This window comes from Cupriavidus sp. 05N38 (assembly GCF_056397345.1).
Window position 1 is genome coordinate 1 of the sequence record NZ_JBFTNF010000085.1, and the last position, 20,635, is coordinate 20,635.

At 66.3% G+C, this 20,635-nt stretch carries 19 protein-coding genes; 17 read left to right on the forward strand and 2 right to left on the reverse strand.

From position 1 onward, the window contains the following. The 4 genes from AC1DK4_RS36225 to AC1DK4_RS36240 form a co-directional block, all read left to right on the forward strand. The coding region (locus AC1DK4_RS36225) for a protein-L-isoaspartate(D-aspartate) O-methyltransferase (protein ID WP_441623109.1) at positions 1-750 on the forward strand (750 nt) is incomplete at its 5' end. Positions 751-758: 8 nt separating this feature from the next. Further along, complete coding sequence (locus AC1DK4_RS36230; protein ID WP_441623110.1) at positions 759-1,613, forward strand: peptidoglycan DD-metalloendopeptidase family protein; 855 nt, start codon at positions 759-761, stop codon at positions 1,611-1,613. A 6-nt stretch (positions 1,614-1,619) separates the two neighbouring features. After that, a complete protein-coding gene (gene rpoS, locus AC1DK4_RS36235; RefSeq protein ID WP_441623112.1) occupies positions 1,620-2,786 on the forward strand; it encodes an RNA polymerase sigma factor RpoS in 1,167 nt (388 codons plus the stop codon). Further along, entirely contained in the window at positions 2,783-3,631 is an 849-nt protein-coding gene (locus tag AC1DK4_RS36240) for a 3'-5' exonuclease (RefSeq protein WP_441623114.1), read from the forward strand. Before rpoS ends, AC1DK4_RS36240 begins: the two co-directional genes overlap by 4 nt. 79 nt (positions 3,632-3,710) lie before the next feature. Here AC1DK4_RS36240 and AC1DK4_RS36245 read toward each other — a convergent pair whose 3' ends face one another. After that, positions 3,711-4,580 (reverse strand): endonuclease/exonuclease/phosphatase family protein, encoded by an 870-nt coding sequence (locus tag AC1DK4_RS36245; protein ID WP_441623116.1) that lies wholly within the window; start codon positions 4,578-4,580, stop codon positions 3,711-3,713. 318 nt (positions 4,581-4,898) lie between these two features. Here AC1DK4_RS36245 and rlmD point away from each other — a divergent pair, with 318 nt between their 5' ends. Next, positions 4,899-6,203 carry a 23S rRNA (uracil(1939)-C(5))-methyltransferase RlmD gene (gene rlmD / locus AC1DK4_RS36250; RefSeq protein WP_477132125.1) on the forward strand — a complete coding sequence of 435 codons (1,305 nt, stop codon included), beginning with the start codon at positions 4,899-4,901 and terminating at the stop codon, positions 6,201-6,203. Between the two features lie 118 nt (positions 6,204-6,321). Here rlmD and AC1DK4_RS36255 read toward each other — a convergent pair whose 3' ends face one another. Next, entirely contained in the window at positions 6,322-7,023 is a 702-nt protein-coding gene (locus AC1DK4_RS36255; protein WP_441650449.1) for a Bax inhibitor-1/YccA family protein, read from the reverse strand. Between the two features lie 350 nt (positions 7,024-7,373). On the opposite strand from AC1DK4_RS36255, the gene ndk reads away from it, so the two are divergent. The 12 genes from ndk (at position 7,374) to hflK (ending at position 20,626) form a co-directional block, all read left to right on the forward strand. After that, on the forward strand, positions 7,374-7,799 hold the full coding sequence (gene ndk, locus AC1DK4_RS36260) for a nucleoside-diphosphate kinase (RefSeq protein WP_441623120.1): 426 nt from the start codon (positions 7,374-7,376) through the stop codon (positions 7,797-7,799). A 53-nt stretch (positions 7,800-7,852) separates the two neighbouring features. Then, positions 7,853-9,022 (forward strand): dual-specificity RNA methyltransferase RlmN, encoded by a 1,170-nt coding sequence (gene rlmN, locus AC1DK4_RS36265; RefSeq protein ID WP_441623122.1) that lies wholly within the window; start codon positions 7,853-7,855, stop codon positions 9,020-9,022. Continuing rightward, positions 9,019-9,798, forward strand: a complete 780-nt coding sequence (gene pilW / locus AC1DK4_RS36270) for a type IV pilus biogenesis/stability protein PilW (protein WP_441623124.1) — start codon at positions 9,019-9,021, stop codon at positions 9,796-9,798. The genes rlmN and pilW overlap by 4 nt, the downstream gene beginning before the upstream one ends. Continuing rightward, positions 9,791-10,768, forward strand: coding sequence for a helix-turn-helix domain-containing protein (locus AC1DK4_RS36275; RefSeq protein WP_441623126.1), 978 nt, complete (start codon positions 9,791-9,793; stop codon positions 10,766-10,768). The genes pilW and AC1DK4_RS36275 overlap by 8 nt, the downstream gene beginning before the upstream one ends. A gap of 61 nt (positions 10,769-10,829) precedes the next feature. Further along, complete coding sequence (ispG, locus tag AC1DK4_RS36280; protein ID WP_441623128.1) at positions 10,830-12,131, forward strand: flavodoxin-dependent (E)-4-hydroxy-3-methylbut-2-enyl-diphosphate synthase; 1,302 nt, start codon at positions 10,830-10,832, stop codon at positions 12,129-12,131. 148 nt (positions 12,132-12,279) lie between these two features. Continuing rightward, positions 12,280-13,560 (forward strand): histidine--tRNA ligase, encoded by a 1,281-nt coding sequence (gene hisS, locus AC1DK4_RS36285; protein ID WP_441623166.1) that lies wholly within the window; start codon positions 12,280-12,282, stop codon positions 13,558-13,560. Between the two features lie 84 nt (positions 13,561-13,644). Continuing rightward, complete coding sequence (locus AC1DK4_RS36290; protein ID WP_441623129.1) at positions 13,645-14,277, forward strand: YfgM family protein; 633 nt, start codon at positions 13,645-13,647, stop codon at positions 14,275-14,277. A gap of 104 nt (positions 14,278-14,381) precedes the next feature. Further along, positions 14,382-15,560, forward strand: coding sequence for an outer membrane protein assembly factor BamB (gene bamB, locus AC1DK4_RS36295; RefSeq protein ID WP_441623131.1), 1,179 nt, complete (start codon positions 14,382-14,384; stop codon positions 15,558-15,560). Positions 15,561-15,786: 226 nt separating this feature from the next. After that, the gene (gene der / locus AC1DK4_RS36300; protein ID WP_441623133.1) at positions 15,787-17,130 is read left to right on the forward strand and encodes a ribosome biogenesis GTPase Der; all 1,344 of its coding nucleotides are present in this window, start codon (positions 15,787-15,789) and stop codon (positions 17,128-17,130) included. A 207-nt stretch (positions 17,131-17,337) separates the two neighbouring features. Beyond that, on the forward strand, positions 17,338-17,577 hold the full coding sequence (hfq, locus tag AC1DK4_RS36305; RefSeq protein WP_017229727.1) for an RNA chaperone Hfq: 240 nt from the start codon (positions 17,338-17,340) through the stop codon (positions 17,575-17,577). A gap of 299 nt (positions 17,578-17,876) precedes the next feature. Further along, positions 17,877-19,133 carry a GTPase HflX gene (hflX, locus tag AC1DK4_RS36310; protein WP_441623135.1) on the forward strand — a complete coding sequence of 419 codons (1,257 nt, stop codon included), beginning with the start codon at positions 17,877-17,879 and terminating at the stop codon, positions 19,131-19,133. Between the two features lie 104 nt (positions 19,134-19,237). Beyond that, positions 19,238-20,626 carry an FtsH protease activity modulator HflK gene (gene hflK, locus AC1DK4_RS36315; protein ID WP_441623137.1) on the forward strand — a complete coding sequence of 463 codons (1,389 nt, stop codon included), beginning with the start codon at positions 19,238-19,240 and terminating at the stop codon, positions 20,624-20,626. Positions 20,627-20,635 lie beyond the last annotated feature (9 nt).

Consider the following 20,635-nt stretch of genomic DNA (forward strand, 5'->3'; position numbering starts at 1 on the left):
GGCTTGCCCACCCCGGCGCCGGCGGCCAGCGCGGTGCAGGCGCGAGCCAGCGCTGCCACCGCGGGCGGCGGCGGCATGGCCTCCGAGCGTGCGCGCGGCGCGCTGGCGGCACGCTTGCGCGCAGGAGGCATTCGCGACGACCGCGTGCTCGACGCCATCGCCACCGTGCCGCGCCACCTTTTCGTGGAGCCAGGCCTTGCGTCGCAGGCCTACGAAGATGCGGCGCTGCCGATCGGCCACCAGCAGACCATTTCCAAGCCGTCGGTGGTGGCGCGCATGATCGAGCTGCTGCGCGACGGGCTGGCCGCCGACGAGCCCCTGGCGCGCGTGCTGGAGATCGGTACCGGCTGCGGCTACCAGGCGGCGGTACTGAGCCTGGTAGCGAGCGAAGTGTTCTCTATCGAGCGGATCCGTCCGCTGCACGAACAAGCCAAGGCGAACTTGCGGCCGCTGCGCGTGCCAAACCTGCGCCTGCATTACGGCGATGGCATGCTGGGCTTGCCGCAGGCCGCGCCGTTTTCCGCCATCATCCTGGCCGCCGCCGGCATGGAGGTGCCGCAGGCGTTGCTGGAGCAGCTGGCCATTGGCGGGCGCCTGATCGCCCCGGTTGCCGTGGCGCCCACCGCCGGCGGGCCGGGCCAGACCGTCACGCAGCAGTTATTGTTGATCGAGCGGCGTAACCGCCATCGATTTCACCGGACCGCGCTTGAAGCCGTTTTCTTTGTGCCATTAAAATCGGGCACCATCTGAGTCGAACTATGCACAATATCGTGAATACGGAACGTATCGCCCGTGCCGGGCAGCTTGTCACCGCGTCTTTGTTGTTGTCCCTGCTGGCGGCGTGTGCCTCCTCGCCGATGCCGGCTCCCGTGGTGGACCGCACGTCCGGCGCCGGCGTGGCGGGGGTTGCCCCGCTGGAGCCCGCACCGCCTGGATACTATCGAGTCAAGCGAGGCGATACGCTTTATCGAATCGCGCTGGAGAACGGCCAATCGTATCGCGACGTGGCCACCTGGAACCAGCTGACCAACCCGAACCAGATCGAAGTGGGTCAATTGTTGCGCGTGGCGCCCCCGGGAGCCGACGTCAACGCCGGCCCGGGCGTGGCCACGGTGCCGGTGACGCCGGGCAGCGTGCAAGGCCAGCCGATCGACCAGGCCCGCCCGGTGCCCACGCCGCTGCCGTCGGCGGCCGCCTCCGGCGCGCCCGCCACGTCCGCCGCGCCGGCTTCCGGTGCCGCCGCGGACAACGGTATCAAGCTGGCATGGCCGGTGACCGGCCAGTTGATCGGCCGCTTTGACGACAAGGGCAACAAAGGCATCGATATTGCCGGCAAGAAGGGCGATCCGGTACAGGCTGCCGATGACGGCCGCGTGATTCACGTTGGCCCCTTGCGCGGCTACGGGAATCTTGTCATCATCAAACACAACGATACATATCTCACTGCGTACGGCCACAACGACAAGGTGCTGGTGACTGAGCAGGCAACGGTCCGCAAGGGACAAAAGATTGCAGAGATGGGCAACAGCGACACCGATCGAGTGAAGCTGCATTTCGAGGTCAGAAAAAACGGGAAACCAGTCGATCCGATGCGGTATCTGCCGCCACAGTGAGGATTCATGCCACGCCAGAAAACTGTCTCAACCGGAAGCACCAGCCGGACCCGGCGTTCCAAGCAGCCGGAGATGCAGCAGTCCGCTGGCGTGGCCCAGGCCGATGCCGAGGCATACGACCAGGATCCCGCTGCCGACCTCGTTCCGCTGACCGATGAGCCGATCACCACCGGCAGCGCGGCAGGCCTGCGCGAAGCCGATCTGATGGTCGAGGAAGTCGAGCGCCAGGCCCGCGACGAGGAAGACGACGAAGCCGACGAAGAAGAGGAAGGTGAGAACGGCAGGGAAGCCGCTGCGCCGGACCACGACGACTTCCGCACCGTGCTGCATACCGAGCTGGCCGCCGATACGGTCCAGCACTACCTGAACCGCATCAGCATCAAGCCGCTGCTGTCCGCGCCCGAGGAGCTGCATTTCTCGACGCTGGCCAAGGGCGGCGATTTCTCGGCGCGGCAGGTCATGATCGAGCGCAACCTGAGACTGGTGGTCAGTATCGCCAAGGGCTACCTCAATCGGGGCGTGCCCTTGCTGGACCTGATCGAGGAAGGCAATCTCGGGCTGATGCATGCCATCGAGAAATTCGATCCCTCGCGCGGCTTCCGTTTTTCGACCTACGCGACATGGTGGATCCGCCAGAGCATCGAGCGTGCCATCATGAACCAGGCCCGCACGGTGCGCCTGCCGGTCCATGTGATCCGCGAACTCAACCAGGTGCTGCGCGCCAAGCGCCATCTGGAAAAGGGCGGCACGGACGGGCGCGACGCAAGCCTGGAGGACATCGCCCACCTGCTGGGCAAGACGCCCGACGAGATACAGGATGTGCTCGCGCTCAACGAGCACACCACCTCGCTCGATACGCCGTTCGACCTGGATCCCGGTTCCAGCCTGCTGGATTTCCTCTCGGACGAGCATAACGCCGCGCCCGACCAGGAAGTCGCGCACCGCGAACTGGAAAACCTGATGAAGCAGTGGCTGGCGCGCCTGTCGGAGAAACACCGCTACGTCGTCGAGCGCCGCTTCGGCCTTAACCATATCGAGCCAGCCACGCTGGAAGAACTTGCCGAGGAGATGGGGCTGACGCGCGAGCGCGTGCGCCAGATCCAGCAAGAGGCGCTGGTCAAGCTCAAGCGCCATTTCGCTTCCCAAGGCGTGCGCAAGGACGCCGTTCTATGACACCTGTGCTGGTATTCGACATCGAGACCATTCCCGATGTCGATGGTTTGCGTCGTCTTCACGACCATCCCGATTCAATGACCGATGCCGAAGTCGCGGAGCATGCCTTCGCGGCCCGGCGCGACAAGACCGGCAGCGATTTCCTGCCCCATTACCTGCAGCGCATCGCCGCGATCTCGTGTGTCCTGCGGCGCAACCAGCGCGACGGCAGCCCGGTTTTCCATGTGGGCTCCCTGGGTACGGCGGAAGATGGCGAGGCTGTCCTGATCCAGAAGTTCTACGACCTGGTGGCGCGCTACTCGCCACAGATGGTGTCGTGGAACGGTGGCGGCTTCGACCTGCCCGTGCTGCACTACCGCGGCCTGGTGCACGGCATCTTGGCGCCGCGCTACTGGGAGATGGGCGAGGGCAGCGAGTCCGACAGCCGCGACTTCAAGTGGAACAACTACATCAGCCGCTATCACATGCGGCACCTGGACCTGATGGACCTGCTGGCCATGTATCAGCCGCGCGCCAGTGCGCCGCTCGATGACCTCGCCAAGCTGTGCGGCTTTCCCGGCAAGATGGGCATGGACGGCAGCAAGGTCTGGCAGGCCTACCAGGACGGTCAGCTGGGCGCGATCCGCGACTACTGCGAGACCGATGTCGTCAATACCTACCTGGTGTATTGCCGCTTCCAGCTGATGCGTGGCGGGCTGACGCCCCGGCAGTTCGATACCGAAGTCGAGTTCGTGCAGGAGTCGCTTGCCGAGTTGCCCGGCGCGCAGTGGATGGACTACCTGCGTGCCTTTCGCATCAAGCCGGTGCATGCCGGCGGCGATGACGAGGAAGAACCCGAGATCTGAACCGCGCGCTTGCCGCTTGTCTTGCAACGCCCCGTCGCGGCCATGCCGCGCCGGGGCGTTTGCCATTCGTCCCCGGGCGCTATTCGTCCGCCAGCGAGAGGTAGAGCGGCTGGTGGTCGGAAGCCTGCGTTTCGCCGTCCACCTCGCAGCACAGCAAGCGCGGCTGCAGGTCTTCCGTGATGAAGATGAAATCGCAGGCGAAGGGCCGCTGCGGCCACTGTTCCTTGTCGTGCAGCGCGCAGGTGGGCGCGTGGGGCTGGCCGGGGTGGGCGCGCATCCACGCGTCGTGCCAGCTGACCACGCCGGGCTCGTGCGAGTTGTCGTACGGGGCCAGCATGCGCAAGTAGGCGATATCGTCGGGGACGCTGTTGAAATCCCCGCACAGTACCGCGGAAACGGGGCGCGGCTCGGGTGTGAACGGGCCCGGCCTGCCTTCGCGCAAGCCAGGCTGGCTCGCGTGCTCGCAGGCCTCGCGGTGCCAGTTGCGCAGCGCATCCGCCTGGGCCGCGCGCTGATGCGTGGAGTAGTACTCCAGGTGTGTGCAGATCACGCGCAGGCGCCGGTCGTCTGCCATCACGGTAGCTTCCAGCGCTACGCGCGGCATCGATGGCACGGTCGCGTCGGCGGGCCAGGGCAGGGCGTGGCGGAATACCTCGCGCACCGGCAGGCGCGTGGCGATCAGGTTGCCGAACTGGCGCGGCGAGCCGTCGGCGGCCAGGCGGTCGACGCCGGGTGCGTAGAGGATGCGGTAGCCGGGCAGCAGCGCCGTCAGTTCCGCGACCTGGTCGGCACCGGGGCCGCCGCCGAGTTCGGTGTATCCGCGCGTGACTTCCTGCAGGCACAGCACGTCGGCATCAGCAATGGCGCGCAGCGTTCGCACCGTGCGGGCCAGGTCGACGCGGCCATCGGCGCCGCGGCCCCACTGGATATTCCACGAGATCAGTTCCATGTCGCCTCCTGCTCGCCTGCCGGCTGGGTTTGCACGCTGTGTCCATGTTGCGCCAATCGCGCGCACTTGTCGTGCGCTCGTTTCGTCGCTGGCCGTGTCCGCCTTCACCCGGCATCGCCCCATTGGGCGGCCGTGCCGGGCCGGGTCTGGAMTACAATCGCGCTTTCGCAAAACAATACGACAGCTCCCCAAGTGTCCCAAGCCGTGACTCAACCGCAAGCCCAACCGGCGCCGGAAGGTGGCGTTCCCGCCGCCTCGTCCGTTCCTGTTGCCGTTCCCTCCGCCGCCCAGCCGGTCGTGCAGATCCATAGCCTCGATATGGAGGCGCGCGGCGTCGGCCGGCTGGTCAACGAGGACGGCACTCCCGGCAAGGTGATCTTCGTCGAAGGCGCGCTGCCCGGGGAAACCGTGAGCTATCGCAGCTTCAAGCGCAAGGCCAGCTTCGAGCAGGCGGCGCTGGTCGAGATCAAGCAGGYCACCCCCATGCGGGTGAAGCCGGGCTGCCAGCATTTCGGCGTCTGTGGTGGCTGTTCGATGCAGCACCTGGACTCGCGCGCGCAGCTGGCGATCAAGCAGCGCGTGCTCGAAGACGATCTCTGGCACTTGTCGAAGCTGCGCCCGGACGTGGTGTTCCGCCCGATCGCCGGGCCCGACTGGGGCTACCGCTACCGCGCCCGCCTGACGGTGCGCTATGTCGCGAAGAAGGGTGGGGTGCTGGTCGGTTTCCACGAGCGCAAGAGCAGCTTCGTGGCCGACATGACGCGCTGTGAAGTGCTGCCGCCGCATGTCTCGGCCATGCTGGTACCGCTGCGCGAGCTGGTCACGGGGCTGTCGATCCGCGATCGCATGCCGCAGATCGAGCTGGCGGTCGGCCAGGACGTGACCGTGCTGGTGCTGCGCATCCTGGAGCCGCTGACCACGGCGGACGAGGACCTGTTGCGCGCCTTCGCCGACCGGCACGAAGTGCAGTTCTGGCTGCAGTCCAAGGGGCCGGACACGGTCGTGCCGTTCTATCCGCTGGACCGCGAGCTGGCCTACACCCTGCCCGAGTTCGGCATCCGCATGCCGTTCAAGCCGACCGATTTCACGCAGGTCAACCACCAGATCAACCGTGTATTGATCGGGCGGGCGTTGAGCCTGCTCGATGCGCAGCCTGATGACCGCCTGCTCGACCTGTTCTGCGGTATCGGTAACTTCACGCTGCCGCTGGCCACGCGCGGTCGCACGGTGATGGGGATCGAGGGGAGCGAGCTGCTGACGACGCGGGCGCTGGCCAATGCGGCCAGGAACGGCCTAGACCACAAGACGGAATTTGCCTGCCGCAACCTGTTCGAGGTTGGTGCCGAGGATATCGCCGCGCTGGGCCGCTTCGACCGCTGGCTGGTCGATCCGCCGCGCGAGGGCGCGCTGGCGGTGTGCAAGGCGCTCGCAGAGCTGGCCCGGGCCGGCAGCGATGTGCTGCCACGGCGCATCGTCTACGTGTCGTGCAGCCCGGCCACGCTGGCGCGCGACGCCGGCCTGCTGGTGCACGAGGCCGGCTACCGGCTGTCGGGCGCGGGCGTGGTCAATATGTTCCCGCATACCTCCCACGTGGAATCGATCGCGGTGTTCGACCGCGATTAACGCCCGGGCTGGCGGCACGAAAAAAAGCCAGCGCGGATGCGCTGGCTTCTTTTTTGGGGGGCGGTGCGGTCAGGTCGTCTGTCCGGGCGCTTGCTTCAAACGAAGCGAAGCGGGGCTCCTAATCGCGGCTGCCGCCGAAAATCCCCAGCAGCGCCAGCAGGTTGGCGAAGACGTTGTACACGTCCAGGTAGATCGCCAGCGTGGCCGTGATGTAGTTGGTCTCGCCGCCGTTCAGCACGCGCTGCACGTCGAATAGGATGTAGGCCGAGAAGATGCCGATGGCGATGACCGACACCGTGATCATCAGCGACGGCAGTTGCAGCCAGATATTGGCGACGCTGGCCAGGATCAGCAGGATCACGCCGACGAAGAGGAACTTGCTCAGGCCGGAGAAATCGCGCTTGCTGACCGTGGCGACGGTCGCCATGGCGCCGAATACCGCCGCAGTGCCGCCAAAGGCATACATGATCAGCGCGGGGCCGTTCGAGAACTGCAGCACGGATCCGATCAGCCGCGACAGCATCAGGCCCATGAAGAAAGTGAACGCTAGCAGGAGGACCACGCCCATGCTGCTGTTCTTGGTCTTCTCGATGCCGTAGAAGAAGCCGAACGCGATCCCCAGGAAGAGGATCAGCGACAGGCCGGGGCTGCCCCGCATCAGGCTGAAGCCGGTCGCCACGCCGATCCAGGCGCCGAGGACGGTCGGGATCATCGAAATGGCGAGCAGCCAGTAGGTGTTGCGCATTACCCGATTGCGGACCACAACGTCGCTGGTTGCGGTACCGCTGCCGAAACCGTAGGTATTCAGCTTGTTATCCATGGTGACTCCTGTCTCAAGAACGGTGAGGCGCCGGGTTGACCCAGGCGGGCACATCGCCAATGTGGCATCGCATAGGGCGAATTGCAAGGGCTGTGAAACTTAACCGCCACTTTGTCATCAAGGTGTAATCTCGCCCCGCGCGGCCAACGTTCATTCGATTATCGGCCGCGCCCGGCGTTCCCTGTAGGCCAGCAAATATCAAAGTGACTAAAGGGGCCTATTGCCGGGCAAGGGGGGCTGGCCGGCCAGGGCGGTGGCGCGGCGGCAGGGGCGTTCTCGAAACCATAACCGTCTCGTGCTAGAATTGCACGTTTAWTCCAATTGTAACCCCTTCATTTTTCGGAGTTTTTATGGCGATCGAACGCACCCTGTCCATTATCAAGCCGGATGCCGTGGCGAAGAACGTCATCGGCCAGATCTACGCTCGCTTCGAGGCCGCCGGCCTGAAGGTCGTGGCTGCCAAGATGGCTCACCTGTCGCGCGGCGAAGCAGAGCAATTCTACGCCGTGCACAGCGCCCGCCCGTTCTTCAAGGACCTGGTGGACTTCATGATTTCCGGCCCGGTCATGATCCAGGCCCTGGAAGGCGAGAACGCCATCCTGACGAACCGCGACCTGATGGGCGCAACCGACCCGAAGAAGGCCGACAAGGGCACCATTCGCGCCGACTTCGCCGACAGCATCGACGCCAATGCCGTGCACGGCTCGGACGCAGCGGAAACGGCTGCCGTCGAAATCGCGTTCTTCTTCCCCGGCATGAACGTTTACAGCCGCTGATTGTCTGGTTTATTCCCCAGCACTAGACTGACCTTGAAGTCGATACTGCCGTCATGAACGATCTCGTCAACCTGCTCGATCTGGATGCGGACGCGCTCACCGCCTATTGCGGCGAGCTCGGCGAGAAGCCGTTTCGTGCGCGGCAGTTGCAGCGCTGGATTCACCAGTTCGGCGCCAGCCGCTTCGACGCCATGTCGGATCTCGCCAAGTCGCTGCGCGAAAAGCTCGCCACGCGCGCCGAGATCCGCTCGCCTGCCGCCATCACCGACAACCTGTCGGCCGACGGCACGCGCAAATGGCTGCTCGACGTCGGTGCCGGCAATGCGGTGGAGACGGTGTACATCCCCGAGGAAACGCGCGGTACGCTGTGCGTGTCCTCGCAGGCGGGGTGCGCCGTCAACTGCCGGTTCTGCTCGACCGGCAAGCAGGGCTTCTCGCGCAACCTGTCCACCGGCGAGATCATCGGCCAGTTGTGGATGGCCGAGTTCGCCATGCGCGCCCAGCTGGGGCGCGGCCCCAAGGACGACCGCGTCATCTCCAACGTGGTGATGATGGGCATGGGCGAGCCGCTGCTGAACTACGACCAGGTAGTCCCCGCCATGCGCCTGATGCTGGACGACAATGCCTACGGGCTGTCGCGCCGGCGCGTGACGCTGTCCACGTCCGGCGTGGTGCCGATGATGGACCGGCTGTCCAGGGACCTGCCCGTGGCCCTGGCGGTGTCGCTGCACGCATCCAACGATGCGCTGCGCGATATGCTGGTGCCGCTCAACAAGAAATACCCGCTGGCGGAACTGATGGCGGCCTGCCGCCGTTATCTCGAGTTTGCGCCGCGCGATTTCATCACCTTCGAATACTGCATGCTGGACGGCGTCAACGACGGTGTCGAGCATGCCCGGGAACTGCTGAAGCTGGTGGCCGACGTGCCATGCAAGTTCAACCTGATCCCGTTCAATCCCTTCCCGGAATCGGGCCTCAAGCGCTCGAACAACGACCAGATCCGCCGCTTCGCCCAGGTCCTGATGGATGCGGGCATCGTCACCACCATCCGCAAGACGCGTGGCGACGACATCGATGCGGCGTGCGGCCAGCTCGCCGGCGAGGTCAAGGACCGCACCCGCCTGGCGGAGCGCGGCAAGTTCGGGAAGATCACGCCAATCGTGGCGGCACCCATGGCAAGCGCGCCGGGTGCCGGCCAGCCGCAAGAGGCTCGCCCTGCATGACGCGTCTGATAGTCGCAGTCCTGATGGGGCTGATGATGCTGTCTGCCTGCCAGCTGCCGCCCCCGCCCAAGCCGGATGTCCAGACCGCGTCCGATCAGACCGATGTCAAGCGGCGCGCCACCATCCGGCTGCAGCTGGCTACCAGCTACCTGTCGGCCGGCCAATATAGCGTCGCGCTGGATGAGGCCAGGCAGGCCATCGCCATCGACCCGACGCTGGTCGATGCCTACCATATTCGCGCGCTGGTCTACATGAACATGAACGAGCGCGCGCTGGCCGAGGACAGCTTCCGCAGCGCGCTGTCGATGCGTCCCGACGATGGCGACGTGCTCAACAACTACGGCTGGTTCCTTTGCATGAACGGCCGTTACCGGGAGGCCGTGCCTTTGCTCGAGCGCGCGATCACGGTGCCGTCGGCAAGCGGCCCGGTCAAGCCCCTGACCAGCCTCGGCGCCTGCCAGTTGCGCAACGGCGACGGCGAGGCGGCCGAGAAGAGCCTGTTCGGCGCGTTGCGCTACGACCGCAACAACCCGGAAGTGAACAATAACCTGGCGTTGCTCTACTACCAGCGCGGGGACTTCCCGCGTGCGAAGGAATACACCGGGCGCGTCAACAACAGTAGTTTCGTCAGCGCGCAATCCCTCTGGCTGGGTGCGCGCATTGCCCGCCGTCAGGGCGACGTCGCGGCGCAGAATGCCATGGTGGCCCAGCTGCGCAGCCGTTTTCCCGACTCGCGTGAGTTGACCGCATACGAACAAGGAGCATGGGATGAGTGAGCAAGAGCGCGCCGAAGGCCAGACTGCAGCGACGGGTCACGTGGGCGGTACCACCGCCGACGCCGGACGCGAGGCGGTGGCGCGCGAGATTGGCGAACGCCTGGCGCAGGCGCGCAAGGATCAGCGCTTCTCGCTGGAAGATGTCAGCGCGCGGCTGAAGGTTGCCGCGCACAAGCTGGCCGCCATCGAGCAGGGCGATGTCGCGGCGCTGCCGGACGTGACCTTTGCCAAGGGCGTGATGCGCGCCTATGCCCGCATGCTCCATGTCGACATCGATGCGCTGCTCGCGCGTTTCCATGCGCAGGCCGTGCCCGTGGTGGCGATCGGCACGCGCCGCGAAGGCGGCCTCAACGAAAGTTTCGACGACCGCAACCGCTTCGGCTCGAGCGGCTCGGGCGGGCGCTGGATCTGGCTGGCCCTGGTGGTTGCCCTGATCGGCGGCGGCGTGCTGTTCGGCCTGGATCATTTCAAGCAATGGCTCGAGGCGCGCAAGGAAGGCCTGAGCGCGCCGCCGGCCGCGACGGCGCCGCAGGGTAGCGAGCCCGGCACCGTCACGGCGGCACTGCCGCCGGTGATGGCGGCCTCCGACGCACCCGCGCCTTCCGAAGCCTTGCCGGCCAGCGGCCCGGTGGCGGTCGAGCCGGCCACGCCGGTTGCGGCCGTGCCTGCCGCCGTGGCGGCCACGCCAGCCCCGGTGGCCGCGGCGCCCGCGGCACCCGCGGCCGCGGGCAACGGCGAGCTGCGCATCCGCTTCGCGTCCGACACCTGGTACGAGATTCGCGACCGCAGCGGCAAGGTCGTGCTGGGCGGCACCGCGCGCGCCGGCCAGGACCTCAGCGGCGGCGGCACGCCACCCTACAAGGTGGTGATCGGCAATGTGAAGGGGGTCGAGTCGCTCACCCGCAATGGCGCGCCGGTCGATCTGGCGGCTGCCAACCGCAACAACGTGGCGCGCCTGACGCTGCCCTGAAAACACCGTTTCTCCAGCCATGCGCAATCGCAGGGCGAGGCAAGGCCAAGGTGGTAATGCTATGAATCAACTGGATCAACAGGCTTGTATGCCGGTACTGCCCGGCCCGCTGCCCCGCCGCATGACGCGCCAGGCGCGCGTGGTGTGGGGCGACAATGTGGTCACCATCGGTGGCGGCGCACCCGTGCGCGTGCAGTCGATGACCAACACCGATACGGTGGATGCCATCGGCACCGCCATCCAGATCAAGGAACTGGCGCGTGCCGGCTCCGAGATCGTGCGTATCACGGTGAACACGCCCGAGGCCGCCGCCGCGGTGCCGGCCGTGCGCGAGCAGCTCGATCGCATGGGCGTGAACGTGCCGCTGGTGGGCGATTTCCACTACAACGGCCACAAGCTGCTGCAGGACTATCCCGAGTGCGCCGCGGCGCTGTCGAAGTACCGCATCAACCCCGGCAACGTGGGGCAGGGCGCGAAGCGCGACACGCAGTTCGCGCAGATGATCGAGATGGCCATCCGCTACAACAAGCCGGTGCGCATCGGCGTGAACTGGGGCAGCCTGGACCAGTCGCTGCTGGCGCGCGTCATGGACGAGAATGCGCGGCGCGCGCAGCCGTGGCCGGCGCAGAACGTGATGGTCGAGGCGCTGATCACCTCCGCCATCGAGTCGGCGAAAAAGGCCGAGGAAATCGGCCTGTCGGGCGACCAGATCATCCTGTCGTGCAAGGTCTCGCAGGTGCAGGAGCTGATCGCCGTGTACCGCGAGCTGGCCAAGCGCTGCGACTACGCGCTGCACCTGGGCCTGACCGAGGCGGGCATGGGCAGCAAGGGCATCGTCGCCTCTACGGCGGCGCTGTCGGTGCTGCTGCAGGAAGGCATCGGCGACACCATCCGCATCTCGCTGACGCCAGAGCCGGGCGCGCCGCGCGAGAAGGAAGTCTACGTGGGGCAGGAAATCCTGCAGACCATGGGCCTGCGCAACTTCACCCCGATGGTGATTGCCTGCCCGGGTTGCGGCCGCACCACCAGCACCACCTTCCAGGAACTGGCGGCCAGCATCCAGAGCTACCTGCGCGAGCAGATGCCGGTCTGGAAGACCGAATTCCCCGGCGTGGAAGAAATGGACGTGGCCGTGATGGGCTGCATCGTGAACGGCCCTGGCGAAAGCAAGCATGCCAATATCGGCATCTCGCTGCCGGGCTCGGGCGAATCGCCGGCGGCGCCGGTGTTCGTCGATGGCGTCAAGGTCAAGACCTTGCGCGGCGACCGGATTGCCGAGGAATTCCAGGCGATCGTCGACGACTATGTGCGCTCCCACTATGGCAGCAATGCCGGGCGCGCAGGCAATGAGGTGGCGGCCTGATCCGTCGCGGACAGGGCACCACAGGGAAAGACAACAGAAGATGAATCAACCCGTGAATCCGGCGGCCGGCGGCGACGCCGCCAAGGCCGGCGACAACAAGGCAGACAGCAAGGGCAAGGCCRCCAAGGCCTTGCAGGGCGTCAAGGGCATGAACGACATGCTGCCGGCGGACGCGCCGCTGTGGGAGCATTTCGAGAACGCCGCGCGCGCCATGCTGCGCGCCTATGGCTACCAGCAGATCCGCACGCCGATCGTCGAGCATACGCAGCTGTTCGTGCGCGGTATCGGCGAGGTGACCGACATCGTCGAGAAGGAAATGTATTCCTTCACCGATGCGCTCAACGGCGAGCAGCTGACGATGCGCCCGGAAGGCACCGCCGCCGCGGTGCGTGCCACCATCGAGCACAACCTGCTGTACGACGGCCCCAAGCGCCTGTGGTACACCGGCCCGATGTTCCGCCACGAGCGGCCCCAGCGCGGCCGTTACCGCCAGTTCCACCAGCTCGGCGCCGAGGCGCTGGGCTTTGCCGGCCCCGACGTGGACGCCGAGATCATCCTGATGTGCCAGCGCCTGTGGGACGACCTTGGCCTGGTCGGGGTGCGCCTGGAGCTGAACTCGCTGGGCCAGGCCAATGAGCGCGCCGCCCACCGCGAGGAACTGATCAAGTACCTGGAAGGTTTCCAGGACATCCTCGACGAGGACAGCAAGCGCCGTCTCTACACCAACCCGCTGCGCGTGCTCGACACCAAGAATCCCGCGCTGCAGGAGATGGCGGCCAACGCGCCCAAGCTGATCGATTTCCTCGGCGAGGAATCGCTGGCCCACTTCGAAGGCGTGCAGCGCCTGCTCAAGGCCAACAACATTCCGTTCAAGATCAACCCGCGCCTGGTGCGCGGGCTGGACTACTACAACCTGACGGTGTTCGAGTGGATCACCGACAAGCTTGGCGCGCAAGGCACCATCGCCGGCGGCGGACGCTACGATCCGCTGATCGCGCAGATGGGCGGCAAGGGCGCGCCGGCCTGCGGCTGGGCCATGGGCATCGAGCGCATCATCGAGCTGATCCGCGAGGAAGGGCTGGTGCCCGAGGCCGAGGGCTGCGACGTCTACCTGGTGCACCAGGGCGCGGCGGCTGCGGAGCAGGCCATGATCGCCGCCGAGCGGCTGCGCGATGCCGGCCTCGATGTGCTGCTGCACGCCACGCCGGACGGCAAGAGCGGCAGCTTCAAGTCGCAGATGAAGCGCGCGGACGGCAGCGGCGCTGCCTATGCCGTTATCATTGGCGACGATGAAGTGGCGGCTGGCACGGCCCAGGTCAAGGATTTGCGCCAGGGCGCGCAGGCCGAGGGCGGCGGTGCGCAGGTGACGGTGCCGGCGGAAACGCTGGTCGACCACATCATCGACGCCATGGTGGGCGCCAGCGAATAAACGCGCCCGGCCGCCGGCACGGGCAGCAAGACCAGGGGTCGCGCGCGGCCCCTCATACAAACATACGCGGGTGGATCCCTCGACATGGCTTACGATCTAGAAGAACAGGAACAGCTTGAGAGCCTCAAGGCCTGGTGGCGCCAGTACGGCAACACCGTGACCTGGGCGCTGATCGCCGGCTTGCTGGCCTTTGCTGCCTGGAGCGGCTGGAACTACTGGCAGCGCAAGCAGGCCGGCGAAGCCGCGCTGCTGTACGAGCAGGTCGTCAAGGCTGCCGACAGCCGCGACGTGGAGCGCATCAAGCGCGCCGCGGGCGACCTCGAGCAGAAGTTCGGCAAGACCGCCTATGGCCCCATGTCTGCGCTGGTGGCCGCCAAGGTGCTGTACGATGCGGGCGACCTGGCCGGCGCCAAGGTCCAGCTGCAATGGGCGATCGACCACGGCGACGGCGAATACGCCTATCTGGCGCGCGTGCGCCTGGCCGGCGTGCTGCTCGACGAGAAGGCCTACGACCAGGGCCTGGCCCTGCTCAAGGACGAGCCGCCGGCACCGTTCACGGCGCTGTATGCGGATCGCCGCGGCGACCTGCTGGCTGCGCAGGACAAGCGTGCCGACGCGCGCACGGCGTACCGGCAGGCGCTCGACAAGCTCAACGCCAATGATGCGGCCATGCGCCAGATCATCCAGTTCAAGCTCGACGCGCTGGGCACCGCCTGAGGGCGGCATTGCCCGGCTCTCCGGCCCGCAGGCAGGGCGCCCGTGCGCGGGCGCGGCTGCTGCCAGCAAAATCGCGTTTCAACCCAATTCAGGATCGGAACCTCATGACGTCATTGTTTTCCGGCACGGCCAAGAACCAGCAACACGGCAATTTCGTCCGCGCCCTGGTGGTGGCCTCCGCGTGTGTCGCCACCCTGGGCGGCTGCTCGCTGTTCAGCAAGGCTGACAAGCGCACGCCGGTCGAACTCAAGCCGATCACCCAGACCTTGTCGGTGCGCCAGGCCTGGAAGGCCGGCGTCGGCAAGAGCGGCCCGTACTCGCTGCAGCCGGCAGTGGCCGGCGGCACGGTCTACGCGTCCTCCAACGGCGGCAAGGTGATGGCGTTCGACGGCACGACCGGCCGCACGCTGTGGGAGGCCAAGACCGATATCGACCTGACCAGCGGTCCCGGCAGCGACGGCACCGTCACCGCGGTGGCGGGCGAGAAGGGCGCCGTGTTTGCCTTCGACAACAGTGGCAAGCAGCTCTGGAAGAAGCAGGTCAACGGCGAGGTCCTGTCCGCGCCGCTGGTCGGCAACGGCCTGGTGGTGGTGCGCACCACCGACACGCGCGTGCTCGGGCTGGATGCGCAGACCGGCGAGCGCCGCTGGATCTACCAGCGCTCGCAGACCGCGCTCAACCTGCGCGCGGCGATGGGCATGGTGTTTGCCGGCGACGGCATCGTGATGGGCTTCCCGGGCGGCAAGCTCGGCGTGCTGGCCCCGGGCAACGGCGTGCTGCGCTGGGAAAGCACGGTGTCCTATCCGAAGGGCGTGTCCGAGATCGAACGGCTCAACGACGTCACCGGCCAGCCGATGGTCAATGGCCGCCAGGTCTGCGCCACCACCTTCCAGGGCCGCGTGGCCTGCCTGGAACTGGCCAATGGCCAGCCGCAATGGGGCAAGGATTTCTCGTCGCCGACCGGCCCCGCGCAGGATGACGGCTCGCTGTACGCCAGCGACGAACGCTCGGTCGTGCATGCGTTCGACCGCCAGAACGGCAACGAGCGCTGGAAGAACGACCAGTTGCTGTATCGCCGCCTGGGCACGCCGCTGGCGCTGGGCCGCTCGGTGGTGATGGGCGACTATGATGGCTATGTGCATTTCCTCTCGCGCGAAGACGGCCAGTTCGTGGCCCGCGTGAAGACCGACGGCAGCGAGATTACCGCCGCGCCGGTGGTGGCGGGCGCATCGTTGGTGGTGCAGACGCGCGACGGCAACCTCTACGGCTTCGTGCCGGACTGAGGCGCCGCGACAATGAAGGCGATGGCCCGTGCACCTGTCGGCATGGGCTGCGCCAATCCGGTAGCACGGTCCGCGGGATCGTGCAGGTGAACGAGGCCGGGCTGCAATGCCAGCCCGGTTGCCCGACAGGAAACGTGGCCAGGTGCGTAGCGCCCGGCCGTCGGACCCACATCACTCCGGAGTTCCTGGGGGGCGGCATCTGCCGGCCCCCATTTCCGTTTATTGCATGAAACCAGTTATCGCTCTGGTCGGCCGTCCCAATGTGGGCAAGTCGACGCTATTCAACCGCATGACCCGCTCGCGCGACGCTCTCGTCGCCGACCTGCCCGGGCTCACGCGCGACCGTCACTACGGCGAAGGCCGCATCGGTGAACGCCCGTTCATCGCCATCGATACCGGCGGCTTCGAGCCGGTGGCCAAGGACGGCATCGTGGCCGAGATGGCCAAGCAGACCCGCCAGGCCGTGGTCGAGGCCGACGTGGTGATCTTCCTCGTCGACGGCCGTCTCGGGCTGGCACCGCAGGACCGCGTGATCGCGGACTACCTGCGCAAGACCGGCCGCCGCGTCATGCTGGCCGTGAACAAGGCCGAGGGCATGAAGTACACCACCGTGGCCGCGGAGTTCTACGAGCTCGGCATGGGTGACCCCTATGCCATCTCGTCCACGCACGGCGACGGTGTGCGCGAACTGGTGGACGAGGCGCTGGAGCTGGCGGTCAAGGAACGTCCCGAACTGGCCGAGGAAGAGGACAGCGCCCAGCGCGGCGTCAAGATCGCCATCGTGGGCCGTCCCAACGTGGGCAAGTCCACCCTGGTCAACACGCTGATCGGCGAAGAGCGCGTGATCGCCTTCGACATGCCCGGCACCACGCGCGACGCGATCTACGTGGAATTCGAGCGCGGCGGCAAGCCTTACACGCTGATCGATACCGCTGGCCTGCGCAAGCGCGGCAAGGTGTTCGAGGCGATCGAGAAATTCTCGGTGGTCAAGACCTTGCAGTCGATCGCCGACGCCAATGTGGTGGTGCTGTTGCTCGACGCGCAGCAGGACGTTTCCGAGCAGGATGCGCATATCGCCGGCTTTATCGTGGAGTCGGGCCGCGCGCTGGTGGTCGGCGTCAACAAATGGGACGGGCTCGACGGCCATGCCCGCGACCGCATCAAGCACGATCTGGAGCGCAAGCTGCAGTTCCTGGATTTCGCCAACTTCCATTTCGTGTCGGCGCGCGAGCGCACCGGCATCAGCGCGCTGCTGCGCTCGGTGGACGATGCCTACGCGGCGGCGATGGTCAAGCTGCCCACGCCGCAGCTCACGCGCATCCTGCAGGAAGCGGTCGAGTTCCAGCAACCCAGGCGCGTCGGCGCGACCCGGCCCAAGCTGCGCTACGCGCACCAGGGCGGCTCCAATCCGCCGATCATCGTGGTGCACGGGAACTCGCTCTCGGGTGTCGCGGACAGCTATCGGCGCTATCTCGAAAATCGCTTCCGCACGGCATTCAAGCTCAAGGGCACGCCGCTGCGCATCGAATTTCGTACGAACAAAAACCCATATGCCGACTCGAAGGATTGAGTCGGGCAGCGGGGGCCATGGCGGGCAAGTTTCGTTTGCGTTCGTTTGGAACTGAGGCTAAATTCTCGTTAGCAGGGGGTTCCCTGCGAGACGATGCTAGCTTGGTACCGTTTTGATCTTTTTTGGCGCGGTTTTGCGCCGCTCGACTTGAATCGGGGATTAACGTCCCCATCATCAATCACTAAATCTATAATTTTGGAGTGTGCCATGAGCAACAAAGGGCAATTGCTACAAGACCCGTTCCTGAACGCGCTGCGCAAAGAGCACGTGCCGGTTTCAATCTACCTCGTCAATGGCATCAAGCTGCAAGGCAATATCGAGTCGTTCGACCAGTACGTCGTCCTGTTGCGCAATACCGTGACGCAAATGGTTTACAAGCATGCGATCTCCACCGTCGTGCCCGCGCGCGCCGTGAATTTCCGCGTGGACGATACGGCCGAGGGTTGATCCTTTACCGTAAATTCTGATGTTTCCGGCCGCCCGTCGCAAGCGCGACACGGCCGCCGCAAGCGGTGCCGCGCCGGGGCCTGAAATCCCGGTTCGACACCAAAAACGACACCGGCCATCCGGTTGTACCGCAGGCATGAACATGGGTCTGCCGCGGACAATGCCTCACCCTGGTGCATCCCACCGCGGACACCTTCCGCCATCGGGCACCTCCCGGGCCAGGCGCTTGCCTCGCGGCACCAGCCACGCCCCCGGCCGGTTTCTACGTTTTCCTTTATCGCGTTCCGCGATCCTCCCGTTTGCAATCTAGAGCTACCTCCAATTCCGAGTCTTCCCGCGCCATCCTCGTCGGCGTCGATTTCGGCAAGCACGATTTCCAGGAAAGCCTGAGCGAGCTGGCGCTGCTGACGTCGACCGCCGGCTCCACGCCTGTGCACATGCTGACGGGCCGGCGCTCGCGCCCGGACCCGGCACTGTTCATCGGCTCGGGCAAGGCGGAAGAACTCAAGGAGGCCGCCGACGCGCTCGACGCCGACGTGGTGGTGTTCAACCACACCCTGAGCCCCGCCCAGCAACGCAATCTCGAGCGCTTCCTGCAGCGTCACGTGATCGATCGTACGGGGCTGATCCTGGACATCTTCGGGCAGCGCGCGCAGAGCCACGTCGGCAAGGTGCAGGTCGAGCTGGCCCAGGTCCAGTACCAGGCTTCGCGGCTGGTCCGCGCCTGGAGCCACCTGGAGCGGCAGAAGGGCGGTATCGGCATGCGCGGCGGCCCCGGCGAGCGCCAGCTCGAACTCGACCGCCGGCTGCTGGACGAACGCGCCAAGCGGCTGAAGTCGGACCTGACCCGCCTGCAGCGCCAGCACAGCACCCAGCGCCGCGCGCGGGCGCGCAACGATACGCTGAGCATCTCGCTGGTCGGCTATACCAATGCCGGCAAGTCGACGCTGTTCAACGCGCTGACCAAGGCGCGCGCGTACGCGGCCGACCAGTTGTTCGCCACGCTCGATACGACGTCGCGGCGGCTCTACCTGGAGGGGCTGGGCAACGTGGTGCTCTCGGACACGGTCGGCTTTATCCGCGACCTGCCCACGCAGCTGGTGGCGGCGTTCCGCGCCACGCTGGAAGAAACCGTGCACGCCGATCTGCTGCTGCACGTGGTGGACGCCTCCAGCCCGGTGCGGCATGAACAGGTCGAGCAGGTCAACCGCGTGCTGGCCGAGATCAATGCCGACGACATCCCGCAGATCGTCGTGATGAACAAGATCGATGCCGCGCCGGAACTCCTGGAGCAGGGGCCGCGCGTGGAGCGCAACGAAGAAGGCGTGCCGGTGCGGGTGTTCGTGAGCGCGCGCGACGGCATCGGCCTGGACGCCCTGCGCGAGGCCGTCGTGGAAGCGGCGCGCTGGCTGGCCGAACGCCCGCCGGAGCGCCCGCCGCTGGATCCGCGTTTTTCCGACGGCCACGCGCATCTCGAGGATGCCCTGGACGATCACGGCGACGCCGATCCCGATGCCGGGCCCGGCGTCGATCCGGAAGAACCCGACACGCTGTAAGCCGGTTCGGCGGAAATCGGCGCCAGATTGCCCCAAATAGGAAAATGTGGCGTCGATGACTGTTAGAATCCCCCTGTTCCAACTATCCCGGACCCGTGCACTTCATGCCCCAGTTTCCCCGGAATCCTGAATCGAGCCATGCCTTCGGCGCCCGCGCCAGCGGTGTCGCCCCCTATCGGACGGCCTGGCAGCGTTTGCGCGCGATCCTGTCGTTGAACGATCCACGTTGGGGTCGGGGCGATGATGAAGACAAGGATAAGGACAAGGACGGCCGCGACAACAACCGGCAGCAGCAACAGCGTCCACCCCAGGACGGCCCGCCCGACCTGGATGAGCTCTGGCGCGACTTCAACCGTCGCCTGAACGGCCTGCTCGGCCGCAAGGAGAACGGTGGCGGCGGCAACCAGGGTTTTGGCGGCGGCGCGCGCACCCCGGGCAAGGGCTCGGGCGTGGGTGCCGGCGTCGTCGTGGTCGCGGCCATCGGCATCTGGCTGGCCAGCGGCTTCTTCATGGTGCAGGAAGGTCAGACCGCGGTCATCCTGCAGTTCGGCAAGTTCAAGTACACCACCGGCCCCGGCATCAACTGGCGCCTGCCGTATCCGATCCAGTCGGCCGAGATCGTCAACCTGTCGAGCGTGCGCTCGGTGGAAGTGGGCCGCTCGACCTCGATCAAGGACAGCAACCTGAAGGACGCGTCCATGCTGACGCAGGACGAGAACATCATCGACGTCCGCTTCACGGTGCAGTACGACATCCAGGACGCCAGCGAATTCCTGTTCTTCAACAAGACCGACCGCGGCGGCGATGAAGAACTGGTGACGCAGGCAGCCGAGACCTCGGTGCGCGAGATCGTCGGGCGCAACAAGATGGATGCGGTGCTGTACGAGAACCGCGAGCAGATCGCGCAGAATCTCGCCAAGTCGATCCAGTCCATCCTGTCGGCCTACAAGACCGGCATTCGCGTGATCTCGGTCAACGTGCAGAGCGTGCAGCCGCCCGAGCAGGTGCAGGCCGCCTTCGACGACGTCAACAAGGCCAGCCAGGACCGCGAGCGCGCCATCAGCGAGGGCCAGGCCTACGCCAACGACGTGATCCCGCGCGCCAAGGGCACGGCCGCGCGCCTGAACGAAGAAGCGTCGGCCTACAAGTCGCGCGTGGTCAACCAGGCCGAAGGCGATTCCGCACGCTTCCAGCAGGTCCAGGCGCAGTACGCCAAGGCACCGCAGGTGACGCGCGACCGCCTCTACATTGAAACCATGCAGCAGATCTATACCAATTCGACCAAGGTGCTGGTGGATTCGCGCCAGGGCAACAATCTCCTCTACCTGCCGCTGGACAAGCTGATGTCGCAGGTGCAGGCCGATCCGCGCGCGCCGGCCGCCGGCGCCGCGCAGGCTCCCGCCACCGGCAGCGGCAGCACGCCCGCGCCCGAGGCCAACGGCGATAACCGGTCGCGCGAACTGCTGCGCAACCGTGACCGCGATTCGCGCTGAGGAGCCCTG

What these genes read in the sequence shown, in the direction of transcription:
- hflK (WP_441623137.1), top strand. Translation starts at nt 19,238, where the DNA reads ATGCCCCAGTTTCCCCGGAATCCTGAATCGAGCCATGCCTTCGGCGCC.
- AC1DK4_RS36275 (WP_441623126.1), top strand. Translation starts at nt 9,791, where the DNA reads ATGAGTGAGCAAGAGCGCGCCGAAGGCCAGACTGCAGCGACGGGTCAC.
- AC1DK4_RS36290 (WP_441623129.1), top strand. Translation starts at nt 13,645, where the DNA reads ATGGCTTACGATCTAGAAGAACAGGAACAGCTTGAGAGCCTCAAGGCC.
- hisS (WP_441623166.1), top strand. Translation starts at nt 12,280, where the DNA reads ATGAACGACATGCTGCCGGCGGACGCGCCGCTGTGGGAGCATTTCGAG.
- der (WP_441623133.1), top strand. Translation starts at nt 15,787, where the DNA reads ATGAAACCAGTTATCGCTCTGGTCGGCCGTCCCAATGTGGGCAAGTCG.
- pilW (WP_441623124.1), top strand. Translation starts at nt 9,019, where the DNA reads ATGACGCGTCTGATAGTCGCAGTCCTGATGGGGCTGATGATGCTGTCT.
- AC1DK4_RS36240 (WP_441623114.1), top strand. Translation starts at nt 2,783, where the DNA reads ATGACACCTGTGCTGGTATTCGACATCGAGACCATTCCCGATGTCGAT.
- ndk (WP_441623120.1), top strand. Translation starts at nt 7,374, where the DNA reads ATGGCGATCGAACGCACCCTGTCCATTATCAAGCCGGATGCCGTGGCG.
- AC1DK4_RS36230 (WP_441623110.1), top strand. Translation starts at nt 759, where the DNA reads ATGCACAATATCGTGAATACGGAACGTATCGCCCGTGCCGGGCAGCTT.
- rlmN (WP_441623122.1), top strand. Translation starts at nt 7,853, where the DNA reads ATGAACGATCTCGTCAACCTGCTCGATCTGGATGCGGACGCGCTCACC.
- AC1DK4_RS36255 (WP_441650449.1), bottom strand. Translation starts at nt 7,023, where the DNA reads ATGGATAACAAGCTGAATACCTACGGTTTCGGCAGCGGTACCGCAACC.
- ispG (WP_441623128.1), top strand. Translation starts at nt 10,830, where the DNA reads ATGAATCAACTGGATCAACAGGCTTGTATGCCGGTACTGCCCGGCCCG.
- hfq (WP_017229727.1), top strand. Translation starts at nt 17,338, where the DNA reads ATGAGCAACAAAGGGCAATTGCTACAAGACCCGTTCCTGAACGCGCTG.
- rpoS (WP_441623112.1), top strand. Translation starts at nt 1,620, where the DNA reads ATGCCACGCCAGAAAACTGTCTCAACCGGAAGCACCAGCCGGACCCGG.
- bamB (WP_441623131.1), top strand. Translation starts at nt 14,382, where the DNA reads ATGACGTCATTGTTTTCCGGCACGGCCAAGAACCAGCAACACGGCAAT.
- AC1DK4_RS36245 (WP_441623116.1), bottom strand. Translation starts at nt 4,580, where the DNA reads ATGGAACTGATCTCGTGGAATATCCAGTGGGGCCGCGGCGCCGATGGC.